This is a genomic window from Bacillus gaemokensis, from assembly GCF_001590835.1.
Classification (GTDB): domain Bacteria; phylum Bacillota; class Bacilli; order Bacillales; family Bacillaceae_G; genus Bacillus_A; species Bacillus_A gaemokensis.
In genome coordinates, this window is record NZ_LTAQ01000002.1 from 158,528 (window position 1) to 171,002 (window position 12,475).

Annotated in this window: 11 protein-coding genes and 1 riboswitch; of the genes, 3 read left to right on the forward strand and 8 right to left on the reverse strand. The window is 36.0% G+C overall.

Going from position 1 to position 12,475, the window contains the following annotated elements:
* Window positions 1-21: 21 nt before the first annotated feature.
* Window positions 22-1,203: an ArsA family ATPase gene (locus tag AZF08_RS06325; protein WP_200875216.1), complete on the forward strand. Its 1,182-nt coding sequence runs from the start codon at window positions 22-24 to the stop codon at window positions 1,201-1,203.
* Window positions 1,196-1,390, forward strand: coding sequence for a DUF3926 domain-containing protein (locus tag AZF08_RS06330; protein WP_033674522.1), 195 nt, complete (start codon window positions 1,196-1,198; stop codon window positions 1,388-1,390). Before AZF08_RS06325 ends, AZF08_RS06330 begins: the two co-directional genes overlap by 8 nt.
* A gap of 212 nt (window positions 1,391-1,602) precedes the next feature.
* On the opposite strand, the gene AZF08_RS06335 is transcribed toward AZF08_RS06330, so the two are convergent.
* Genes AZF08_RS06335 through AZF08_RS06345 form a run of 3 tightly spaced genes read right to left on the reverse strand, consistent with a single transcriptional unit; the run spans window position 1,603 to window position 4,141 of the window.
* Window positions 1,603-2,445 (reverse strand): MetQ/NlpA family ABC transporter substrate-binding protein, encoded by an 843-nt coding sequence (locus AZF08_RS06335; protein WP_033674523.1) that lies wholly within the window; start codon window positions 2,443-2,445, stop codon window positions 1,603-1,605.
* Between the two features lie 21 nt (window positions 2,446-2,466).
* Window positions 2,467-3,132 (reverse strand): methionine ABC transporter permease, encoded by a 666-nt coding sequence (locus AZF08_RS06340; protein ID WP_033674525.1) that lies wholly within the window; start codon window positions 3,130-3,132, stop codon window positions 2,467-2,469.
* Complete coding sequence (locus AZF08_RS06345) at window positions 3,122-4,141, reverse strand: methionine ABC transporter ATP-binding protein (RefSeq protein WP_033674526.1); 1,020 nt, start codon at window positions 4,139-4,141, stop codon at window positions 3,122-3,124. The genes AZF08_RS06340 and AZF08_RS06345 overlap by 11 nt, the downstream gene beginning before the upstream one ends.
* Before the next feature lie 121 nt (window positions 4,142-4,262).
* Window positions 4,263-4,369: riboswitch (SAM riboswitch) on the reverse strand.
* A 362-nt stretch (window positions 4,370-4,731) separates the two neighbouring features.
* Here AZF08_RS06345 and AZF08_RS06350 point away from each other — a divergent pair.
* Window positions 4,732-5,277, forward strand: coding sequence for a cysteine hydrolase family protein (locus AZF08_RS06350; RefSeq protein ID WP_033674527.1), 546 nt, complete (start codon window positions 4,732-4,734; stop codon window positions 5,275-5,277).
* 57 nt (window positions 5,278-5,334) lie between these two features.
* Here AZF08_RS06350 and AZF08_RS06355 read toward each other — a convergent pair whose 3' ends face one another.
* The 5 genes from AZF08_RS06355 to ligA form a co-directional block, all read right to left on the reverse strand.
* Window positions 5,335-6,228 (reverse strand): DUF4097 family beta strand repeat-containing protein, encoded by an 894-nt coding sequence (locus tag AZF08_RS06355; RefSeq protein ID WP_033674528.1) that lies wholly within the window; start codon window positions 6,226-6,228, stop codon window positions 5,335-5,337.
* A gap of 458 nt (window positions 6,229-6,686) precedes the next feature.
* A complete protein-coding gene (gene pruA, locus AZF08_RS06360) occupies window positions 6,687-8,234 on the reverse strand; it encodes an L-glutamate gamma-semialdehyde dehydrogenase (protein ID WP_033674529.1) in 1,548 nt (515 codons plus the stop codon).
* 156 nt (window positions 8,235-8,390) lie between these two features.
* On the reverse strand, window positions 8,391-9,161 hold the full coding sequence (locus AZF08_RS06365; RefSeq protein WP_033674530.1) for a TSUP family transporter: 771 nt from the start codon (window positions 9,159-9,161) through the stop codon (window positions 8,391-8,393).
* A gap of 94 nt (window positions 9,162-9,255) precedes the next feature.
* Window positions 9,256-10,449 carry a CamS family sex pheromone protein gene (locus AZF08_RS06370; RefSeq protein ID WP_033674531.1) on the reverse strand — a complete coding sequence of 398 codons (1,194 nt, stop codon included), beginning with the start codon at window positions 10,447-10,449 and terminating at the stop codon, window positions 9,256-9,258.
* Window positions 10,450-10,465: 16 nt separating this feature from the next.
* Window positions 10,466-12,475, reverse strand: a complete 2,010-nt coding sequence (ligA, locus tag AZF08_RS06375) for an NAD-dependent DNA ligase LigA (RefSeq protein WP_033674532.1) — start codon at window positions 12,473-12,475, stop codon at window positions 10,466-10,468.

Sequence of the window (12,475 nt, forward strand, 5' to 3'; positions counted from 1 at the left end):
CCGAAACAAAGGAGGATATAAATGATGAGAATTATTTTGTATACAGGTAAAGGCGGCGTAGGTAAAACTAGTATTTCAGCAGCAACGGCACTTCAAAGTGCAAAACAAGGGTTAAAAACATTAGTCATGAGCACAGATCCAGCTCATAGCTTAGGGGATTCACTCGGCATAAAACTATCTTCTGAACCACAAGAAATCCGCGGAAATTTATGGGCCCAAGAAATCAATACAATTTATGAAATGGAAAAAGGTTGGGACAAATTACAAAAATATATTACATTACTGTTCACATCAAAAGCAGCTGACGATATTACAACAGAGGAATTAACAATGTTTCCTGGTATGGAAGACTTAATTAGTTTACTCCGTGTACTCGATTACTATAAACAAAACACATATGACGTCATTATCATTGACTGTGCACCAACAGGAGAAACACTTGCCATGTTAAGTTTCCCTGATATGCTCGGCTGGTGGATGGAGAAACTATTTCCTATTAAAAGAAAGATTTTGAAAGTTGTCCGTCCTGTTGCACAACCACTGCTAGGTGTTCCACTTCCTACTGATGATATTATGAATGAATTAACAAACACACTTGAACAACTAGGAGAAATGCGTGATATTTTATCAAACCGTGAAGTAACAAGTATTCGCGTTGTTGTAAATCCAGAAAAAATGGTCATTAAAGAAGCACAGCGCAGTTTTACCTATTTAAATTTATACGATTATAACGTGGATGCCATCATGATTAATCGTGTCATTCCTGATACTGTCACAGATTCTTACTTTCAAGCATGGAAAGATGCGCAAAAAAAATATAAAACACTCATCCAAGATAGCTTTCAACCACTCCCTATTTATGAAGCTCCAATGTTTGAACAAGAAGTAGTCGGTTTACCGATGTTAGAGCGTGTAGGAAATGCTTTATTTAAAGACGATCTAGAACCAACTGCAGTAAAATTTAACGGTCGTACACAATATGTAACAAAAGATGGCGATGAATATATTTTTGTTCTCTCTATTCCGTTCTCTGATAAAAAAGAGTTATCTCTAAACCAAAAAGGTGATGAACTTATCATTCGTGCTGGTTCTGTCAAACGGAACATTACGTTACCTAAAACGTTAATGCATTTATCCATTCGGGGGGCAAAATTTGAAGGAGATGTGCTAAATATTCGATTTGGAGGTGTTGTTCATGCGTGAAGATTTGCTAAGAACAGTCATTCAAACAAAATTAAAGGTCGGGATGTATATCATCAATGAACTACCTACTCCTATGAGGCAGCAAGCTAAAAAGATGATTCATATTTTGCAAGAAGAGCTTTCCGCTTTTATACAAGAAGAAAAACAGCCTACAGAAGTTACCTTAAAAAGCATTACGATTGAATAACTATAACAATACAATGATTTGAATTCTCTATGTTTCTTAACCAAATAAAAAGACCAGGAAACTCCTGGTCTTTTACTCTACCTAACAGACATTGAATTTTTATTATACAGAATTGGAAGGTACAAAATTAGGGTATCGTCTGTTAGGTATGATATATGTTGAACGAGCTAACAGCGGAGGGGTTCCTACTGTTAGTTCATTAAACCCAATTGTTATTTTACGATTTTCTCAAGCTCTTCAAGTGAAAGATCTACTGAAATAGCACCATCTTTTGTTTCTTTCTTAACTGCTTCAATTACTTCTTGAGAATGGTACAATTCAATCACTTTTTTGATTGTTGGATCATTTTTATCTTTCGTACGAGCTGCAAAGATATTAATATACGGCTTCGCATTTTCATTTTTTGGATCCTCTAAGAAGATAGGATCCTTCGCTGGATTTAAACCAGCTTGACCCGCAACACCGTTATTAATAACAGAAGCTGCTACATCTTTTAATACACGCGGCGTTTGCTGTGCAATTACCGGTGTAATTTTTAACTTTTTCGGATTTTCAGCAACACCACTTGGATCACCGAATAGACCAAAGTCTTTTTTCAATTTCAATAATCCAGCTGCATCAAGAAGTTTCAATGCACGAGCTTGGTTCGTTGGATCATTAGGAATTGCAATTTCTGAACCATCTGGAATATCATTTGGTTTTTTATACTTTTCAGAGAATAATCCCATTGGTGCAATTTGTGTTGTACCAACAGCTGTAATATCTAGTTTATGTTCCTTTTTAAATTGCTCTAAGAAGGCAATGTGTTGGAAGGAGTTCAATTCTATATCTCCATCAGCTAATGCTTTATTTGGTGTTGTATAATCAGAAAACTCCACAAGTTTAATCTTAATACCCTCTTTTTCGGCTTTCTTTTGTAAAATTCCCCACGCGTCTCCATCCGTTCCTGTTACACCAACGCGAACTACTTTCTCTTTTGCTCCTGCATCTGAGCATCCACTTAAAGCCGTAATTCCTACAATCGCCGATAATGCAAACGCTAATATCTTTTTCATTTTCTTTCCCTCTTTTCCTTTTTATGATCTACGTAGAAATACTTTAGCAAAATAGTTTCCTAAGTTTTGTGCAATTTGTACAAGAATAATAAGTAATACCACTGTAACGAACATAACGGATGTATCAAAACGTTGATAACCATATGTCATTGCTAAATCACCAAGACCGCCACCGCCAACAAGACCAGCAACTGCCGAAAATTCAATTAAACCAACTGTCATAAACGTAACCCCTAAAATTAATGGTGCTAGCGCTTCTGGAACGAGAATTTCAAACACAATTCTTAGTGGCGATGCCCCCATCGCTTGTGCTGCTTCAATTACTCCCTTTGGCACTGAAACAAGATTCGTTTCAACCATTCTTGCAATTCCAATTGAAGCAACCAGTGTCATTGGGAAGATTGCTGCCGCTGTCCCAATTGTTGTCCCAATAATCGTACGTGTTAAAGGACTTAAAGCTACTAAAAAGATAATAAATGGAACCGGGCGAATCGTATTAATAATAATATTAAGAATAGAAAAGACCAGTTTATTTTCTAAAAAGTTTCCTTTTCTCGTTACATATAGCAGTAAACCTAGAGGTATACCAAGTATTATAGCGAATATAAGGGTTACAATTACCATTAAGAGGGTATCCCCTGTTGCATCTAAAATGCGGGGCCAAAATACACTCCAATCAACTCGCATGACCTTCAACCTCCTTCAGTACTACTTGCAGTCTTAGATGTTGCAACGCCTTTTGAATTTCTTTCTGCGCACCTTGTAGTTCAACGAGAAGATTTCCAAATAAAACACCTTGCAGCTCAATAATATTTCCATAGAGCACATTTACATCTACGTTATAATTTTTAGCGATATACGATAATAACGGCTGACCTGTCTCTTCACCGGTAAAAGTTAAACGGTAAATCTGTCCACCATTTTGAATTTTCGCTAGAATACTTTCTGGTAAGTGATCGTTAACAACGGAGCGAACAAAATTTTGTGTCGTTTTTGTTTTCGGTTTCGTAAAGACATCAAATAGTTTTCCTTCTTCAATCACCTTTCCTTTTTCCATAACGGCTACGCGGTGACAAATTTCTTTCACAACCTGCATTTCATGTGTAATGAGAAGGATTGTTAAATTATATTCTCGGTTCACCTTTTTTAATAGATTCAAAATTTCTGTTGTTGTTTCAGGATCCAGTGCAGACGTTGCTTCATCACAAATGAGAATATCCGGTGATGTAGCAAGTGCTCTTGCAATCCCAACGCGTTGTTTCTGACCACCCGATAATTGCTCTGGATAGTAGTTTGCTTTATCCTCTAATCCAACAAACTTCAACAGCTCATTTACTCTTTCTTTTATCTCACCCTTTGGTAATTTTGCTAATTTCAATGGATAAGCAATATTTCCAAACACTGTTCTTGAATTGAATAAATTAAAGCTTTGAAAAATCATTCCGATTCGTTGTCTTAACTTTCGTAATTCTTTTGTTGTTAACGACGTAATGTCTTTATCATCTATTGAAATCGTTCCTGCTGTTGGTCGTTCTAACATATTTACTAAACGTAACAGTGTACTTTTTCCAGCTCCACTAAAACCAATGATGCCAAAAATTTCACCCTTTTCAACAGATAATGTTACGCCCTCAACAGCATGAACTGTTTTCCCACCTGATTCATATACTTTGCTTACATTTTCAAAAGAAATCATTTTTTTCCCTCCTATGTGCTGTAACAACTTGAAGCAGAGCCTTGAGGTAAAATAAAAAGTGCTCTCCTTCTTATCCGTAATAAAAGATAAGAAGAAGAGCACTTATATACTCATTCACATCTTCTCATCTTCCAAGCTTATATATAAGCTTGCTGGAGTTAGCACGGTATTAAAAAACCCGTTGCTGAGGTATCATAGGGCCAGTCCCTCCACCTCTCTGGATAAGAGTGTATCGATTTAATTGTCGTTTAATTAAGTCTTATTATAAAACTCCGAAAAGTAAGAGTCAATACAAATATTCTAAAAAATATTAATTATTTTTCTATTAAAATTTTCAAATAAAAGATAAGTACTTTTTTATCCCGCATTAACGGACAGTAAGACCCTCACCTCAAAATTCAGCGAAAGTAAAGAAGTTAGGCGGGGGATGAAGAATCCCCCACTGATTAAAGTTTCACTTTATTACAAAAGGAAGAATTTTAACTTTATGTAAAATTCTTCTTCACTACTTCTTTCTAAAAGGAAAATATCCACTACTAATTGAATAACATTACATGAATATGAAATAAAAACGGAGGACGATAGATGCTATGAAAACAGCTCTTTTACTCGTTGATATTCAAAATGATTATTTTCCAAATGGAAGGATGGAACTACGTAACGCAGTAGAAGCCAGCGAATATGCAGGGCAGCTACTCCAACATTTTCGTGAAACAAACCAACCGATTTTTCATATCCAACATGTATCTATGAAAGAAAACGCTCCCTTCTTTCAACCTAATACAGAAGGTATCCACATTCATGAAAATGTTCGTCCATTACGAAATGAAACTGTTATTCTCAAACACTATCCAAATAGTTTTCGTGAAACAGCCCTATTAGAACAATTGCAACACTTAGAAGTTGAGCATGTCATTATATGTGGGATGATGACCCACATGTGTATTGATGCTACCGTAAGAGCCGCTTTTGATTTTGGATTTCACTGCACCGTTGTACATGATGCATGTACAACAAAAGATCTTCTATTCAAAAACGCTACCATTCCTGCTGTCTATATTCATAATACAATTTTGGCAAGCTTAAACGAAGTATATGCTAATGTTATGAGTACAGAAGAGTTTTTATCCACCTAAAGTAAAAAAATCATGTCTTCCTCAATTGAAGACATGATTTTTACTGTTATTCACAAACTATCGTAACTTGAAATCTCCCGAACTTGTTTTTACTTTCATTTTATTTTCTCCTGTCCCCTTTACTCCAATCAATTTATTTTTTGATTTCTCTTCATATAAAAGGCCAGCAATATCTAAATCCGCCTTACCTGAACCCCCATCAAATTCGACTTTTAAAGATTCAGGAAGGGTATCAATTTTCATCTTAACATCCCCACTTGATGTATGACACTCTATCTCTCCTTGCAAACTACGAGTATTATATTCAATATCCCCCGATGATGTTGTAAATGCGGATTCTCTAGCATGCAAACCATCTACTCTAATTTTCCCACTGCTTGTTTCCAAATTTGCTACTTTCACTTTACTTTTATTTGTCTCAATTGCTCCGCTTGACGTTTTAGCTGTTAATTTTTCATTTATATTAAACTGTAATAATGATATATCCCCAGAAGAAGTATTTATATTCACTGTTTTTGCTTCAATTTCTTTCGCTACAAAATCTCCTGATGATGTAATTACTTTTACATTTTCATATAGTTGCTTTGGAACTTTAACTTGTAACTTGACTCCTGCAGTAGTCCCAATTTCCAAATCAACAGAATTCCGATTTTTACTAAATTTAATATTCAATCTATTATTTTCTTCTTTTACCTCAAATTTATATTTATCTACTAGCTCTTTGCTTATATCTCCATCCAGTAACACTTCGATATCTTTTGAATCAACTGTAACAATTTCAACATCTGCTGCCGAAGTCTTTACTTCAATTTCATTAATCTTCTCCCCGGCTAGCGTTTCTTTTTTATGAATTTCAGTTTTATTAAAAGCTAATCCAAAAACAGTCATTGCACCAACACCAATCCCTCCAAGAACGAGCAACGATAATGCAATTAGAATAATTTTTTTCATACAATAGCACATCCTTTTTCTTATCTTTCTTATACCGTCGATACAATTGTTAAAAATTCAATTTTAAAAAATTACTATCCATATAAATTTTATCATTCAGTACTATACATTATTCACTACTATCCGATAATTGTTTTTTTCAGAATAATCAGCAATTGATTTTATCACTTACCATAATTTGTTACAACTAAAAAAGAAAAACACTCCCTTCAGTGAGCAAAATCGAAAGGAGTGTTCTCTTGTCTAACCATAGATTTTCTTTCAAATTGTATTATACAGGAAATTCACAAAATTAATATAACAAATATGACGCATGAAGGTAATTTTCTGGTGAATCTGTTCCTTTTCATACATTCACACTTTATTTACAAAAGATACATTCCTTCTAAATTGAAATGTTTTAGGAAATAAAAAAGACCTTCACCATTCTGGGAAGGTCTTTCTCACACTTCTTAAACTTATAATGTTTCAGAAGTAGTTTTTGCCTGCATGTGAAGTGATAAGTAATCAGGTCCACCCGCTTTAGAGTCTGTACCAGACATGTTAAAGCCACCGAATGGTTGGTAACCTACGATTGCACCAGTACATCCACGGTTGAAGTATAAGTTACCAACGTGGAAGTCTTCACGTGCTTTTTCGATATGTTCACGGTTATTAGAAACAACAGCTCCTGTTAAACCATATTCTGTATTATTTGCAATTGCAAGCGCATGATCAAAGTCTTTTGCTTTGCAGAATGCTACTACTGGTCCGAAGATTTCTTCTTTCATTAAGCGAGCGTCTTCTGCAACGTCAGCAACGATTGTTGGTTGGATGAACCATCCTTTAGAATCATCACCTTCGCCACCTGCTACAATTTTACCTTCTTCTTTACCAATTGCAACGTAGCTCATTACTTTATCGAATGCAGCTTGGTCATTAACTGGTCCCATATTTAAGCCTTGCTCAGCTGGGTTACCTACAGTTAATTCTTTTGTTAATTCAACAGCACGGTTTAATACATAATCGTATACATCTTCGTGAATTACAGCACGAGAACAAGCAGAACATTTTTGTCCTGAGAATCCAAATGCTGATGCAACGATAGATTTTGCTGCTAATTCAAGATCTGCTTCTTTATCAACAACGATTGTATCTTTACCACCCATTTCAGCGATAACACGTTTCAACCAAATTTGGCCTGGTTGTACTTTTGCTGCACGTTCGTAAATACGAATACCTACTTCTCTTGATCCAGTGAAGCTAACAAAACGTGTACGAGGATGATCTACTAAGTAGTCACCAACTTCAGAACCGCTACCAGGGATGAAGTTTACTACACCTGCAGGTAGTCCCGCTTCTTCTAATACTTCCATAAATTTCGCTGCTACTACAGGTGTTGTACTAGCTGGTTTTAGTAATACTGTGTTACCAGAAACTACAGCAGCTGTTGTCATCCCCGCCATAATTGCGAATGGGAAGTTCCAAGGAGAAATGATAACACCTACTCCTAATGGAATGTAAGAGAAACGATTATATTCAATTGGACGGCTTTCTACTGGAATACCGTCTTTTAATTTCAACATTTGACGACCATAATATTCCATAAAGTCGATTGCTTCTGCTGTATCAGCATCTGCTTCATTCCATGGTTTACCTGCTTCTTTTACAAGAATAGCAGAAAACTCATGTTTTCTACGACGAACAATTGCTGCAGCACGGAATAAAATGTCTGCACGCATTTCTGGTTTTGACTTTCTCCAAGTTTGGAATGTTTCATCCGCCACTTGCATTGCTTTTTCAGCTAATTCACGGCTTGCTTTGGAAACACGACCAACAACTTCTTCTTTATTTGCAGGGTTTACAGAAACGATTTTCTCGTCTGTAGTGATCTTTTCTCCCCCGATAAGTAATGGATAGTCTTGTCCAAGATAAGATTCTACTGTCTTTAAACCTTCTTCAAACGCCAACTTGTTAGCCTCTACTGAAAAATCTGTAAATGGCTCATGTTTGTATGCTACTACCATTCTTTTTAGCCTCCCCTTAGAAAAACGTTTACATTTTACAACATTATTCTACACGATAATTTAGATTTATTCAAATATTCCTAGACTTATATTTTAAAAATTAATTAATTTTTAAAATATAATAAAAAAAGAAAAGCTTCATACATACGTATGAAGCTAAAAAATATGAACATATTCTAAGACATTTTTTCCGATTAACAAAATTGTTACCAATAAAAATAACGTACGAACATATCCAACACCTTTTTGCACTGCAAACTTTGATCCTAAATAAGCTCCTAAAATCATAGATAACCCCATAATAATACCGTATTCAAAATGAATTACATCTAAAAATAGAAATGTAATCAAAGATACAATATTACTAACAAAATTCAAGAGTTTTCCAGATGCAGCCGATTGAATAAAATCCAAACCAATTAATAAAAATGCAAAAATCAAAAATGATCCTGTCCCTGGACCAAAAAAACCATCATAAAATCCTAAACTTAAAATAACAAAGTAAAACATTAATGCTTTTCTTTTTGTCATCTTTTTATAAGTGGAGACACTACCCCAATCCTTTTTTACAATAATATAAATCGCAATAAATACCAACATAATAAGTACAAGTGGTCGTAAAATATCTGGTGGAATAAATTTCACCACTAGAGCTCCAGCAATCGCGCCAATAATAGTTAACGGGATTAACTTTCCTACAATGCGAAAGTCAACTTTTTTTGAACGAATAAAATAAATAGCACTTGTGAAAGTCCCCATTGTTGCAGCCAACTTATTCGTTGCAATTGCAGAAGCAGGCGACAAACCTACAAACATAAGAGCAGGAAGTGAAATTAATCCTCCTCCTCCAACAACAGAATCAATAAAAGATGCTAAAAAACCGAATGCTACTAGTAAAACAATAACCTGTAAACTTAATTCATCCATACCTTTTCCCCTCACCCATTTGTTCATAACATTAAAAATTATAACAAAATTTAAGAATAAAAAAAGCTGTTCCAAGAAGGAACAGCTCTTTTTATTAATCTAAAATTTTCACAAATGGTTCATCCTGTTTCGCCTCACGAATGATAACTGCCTCTGGACGTTCAACAGATTTAATGGTCACTTGTACTTTCATATAGTTCGGGAAGTATTCCATCACAAGTCCCGCTACATACTGTGTGAACCCAATGACTTCTGCTTTCCCATTAAATTGAACAGGAATTTCAAGCTTCATTTCTTTTAATTGATCATCTTTATAAAATCCTGTACCAACAACAGCTGTGTAATCACCTTTAAAGTATTCACCCAGTTTCGTCTTAAAGTTTTCTATCGTTGCATAATCTTCACGTACCTCTGATTTTGCTAATTCAGAAGGGAATAAGTAATATTTTTCATTAATTGATTTCCAATCCCCAATTGTTTCGCTACCTTTATCTACTTGCGCGTAAGAAACAAATTTCCCTGGTACAAGTGTCGATTTTGGTCCTTGGCGATAGATTGCAAACGTAACTGGAACATCTTTCACCTCAGGTTTCTTCTGCTGCATTAGTTTTAAAATTTCTTGCGCCATCGCTTTTCCTTCTCTTAACATATCAGCTTCTGAAATTACAGCTTCCCGTGGATATCCATGCTCTTCATTGTAATAATGAACTGAATTCATTGCTAATCCGATAACGACCCCACCTAATTCAACCTTGTCATCTTTTCGCGAATAATAATCATGCTCTAAAATATTAGAAAGATATATAGGCGTTTTTTTATTTCTAACCTCTAATGATTCTGATCCTCCCTCTAACGTCGGATTCAGTCCAATATTCGGATATTTCCCAGCATCTTTCTTCCCCAGTTTCTCTTCCAATTCTTTCTGCTCTGCTTCTGTACGCTTTCTCTTCACCAGCATTTGAACTGTGTCTTTATCTAACTTACTGCCGCCTTTAAAAAGATAATCCTTCGTACTAAACGATTCTTTCGCGATACGCATTAATCCCGTTTCAAATTCGTCTATATCTAAACGACTATTTAATCCTTGTACAACTAAGCCACGCGCAGAACCTGGGTCAAACGGGACAGTCGTTTTATAATAATCATCAGAAATAGAGTATTTCGGAACAATCGCTTGTTCTTTGGATTTCCCTGATTTCTCAACAATTTTTTCTTCTTTTTTTATTCCTGTGCTACACCCACTTACGAGTAACCCAAGACTTAATACCGCTAACGCTATTTTTTTCATGGTAAGTTTTCACCTCTTACTTATTCAGCTCTTGTAAGAACCTCTCTTCATTCCAAACCTCAATATTATGCTTCTCTGCTTGTGCTAACTTCGATCCTGCAGCTTCACCCGCAACAACTAAATCAGTACTCTTACTTACACTGCCTGTTACTTTTCCACCTAGCTCTTCAATCTTTTTCTTTGCTTCACTACGTCCCATAATCTCTAGTTTCCCTGTTAGAACAATCGTTTTCCCAGCAAAGTAAGACGAAATATCTTGTAAATCAGCACGTTTCATCCCTTTGTATGCCATGTTAACACCATACTCTTTAAACTGTTGTAATAATTCTAACACGTCTTCATTATCAAAGTACGTTACAATTGATTGGGCCATTTTTTCGCCAATTTCATTAATCAATTTCAGCTCTTCTTCCGTCGCTTTCACGAGATGATCCATCGTTTCAAAATGCTCTGCTAATGTGCGAGCAGCTTTTGCGCCAACATGACGAATACCTAGTCCAAATAACAGTCGCTCTAATGAATTTTCCTTAGATGCTTCAATTGCTTGTACTAATTTAGATGCTGATTTCTCACCAAAACGCTCTAATTGTAACATTTGTTCTTTCGTTAATGGATACAAATCTGCGAATGTCCGAATATAGTCTGCCTCAAAGAGCTGTGTAATCACACGCTCTCCAAGTCCGTCAATATTCATTGCATTTCTTGAGACAAAATGAATCAATCCTTCACGAATTTGAGCTGGACATGCCGGATTAATGCAGCGAAGAGCTACCTCTTCTTCTAGACGAACAAGCTCACTATCACATGTCGGACAGTGTGTTGGCATACGATACTCTTCTTCTCCGCCATTACGCTTATCAAAAATAACGTTAACGACTTCCGGAATAATATCTCCAGCCTTCTTCACAACAACATAATCTCCAATTCGAATATCTTTTTCACGAATTAAATCCTCGTTATGTAAAGATGCACGGCGGACAATTGTTCCGGCCACTCGCACGGGCTCAAGTTCAGCTGTTGGCGTCACAACACCTGTACGCCCCACGTTCAGTTCAATACCTGTTAACCTTGTTACAACTTCTTCTGCTGGGAACTTATATGCAATTGCCCATCTTGGACTCTTCGCAGTCGTCCCTAAACTCTCTTGCAAGTTTACATCATCTACTTTAATTACAATTCCATCAATCTCATAATCAAGATTTGGACGTTTTTCTTGCCACTCTTCTACATAAGTAATTACATCTTCGATCGTTTCGCATGTGCGACGATTTGGATTTGTTTTAAATCCAAGTTCACCTAAGAAGTCCAATGACTCACTATGAGCTGTAATCGTCTTTTCTTTCACATCAGCAAGACCATATACAAACATAGATAAATTACGCTTTGCCGCAATTTTCGGATCTAGCTGACGAATTGATCCTGCCGCCGCGTTACGCGGATTTGCAAAAACAGCTTCACCGTTTTGCTCTTTCTCTTCATTTAATTTTACAAACGAACGTTTTGGCATATATGCTTCACCGCGCGCTTCTAATGTTACTTCTTCTTTCAAACGAAGAGGAATGGCCTTAATTGTTTTTAAGTTTTGCGTAATATCTTCACCTGTTACGCCATCACCGCGCGTTGCTCCTTGAACGAAGCGCCCTTTTTCATAATGAAGGGAAACAGCAAGACCGTCAATTTTTAGTTCGCATATATATCTTACATTTGAACCATCAATTCCTTGACGTACTCTGCGATCAAAATCGCGTAAGTCACCTTCATTAAAAGCATTTCCTAAGCTTAACATTGGTGATTGATGCGTTACTTTTTCAAATATATCAAGCACCTCTCCCCCAACTCGAATGGAGGGAGAGTCTTCTGTTACAAATTCTGGGTTTTCCGTTTCTAACTTCATAAGCTCCTGCATATGGCGATCATACTCCGCATCAGAAACAGAAGGATTGTCTAGTACGTGATATTCGTGATTCAGTGTATTCAAAATATCACGAAGTTCTTCTATTCGCTGCTTTGTTGCTTCTTTTGACAT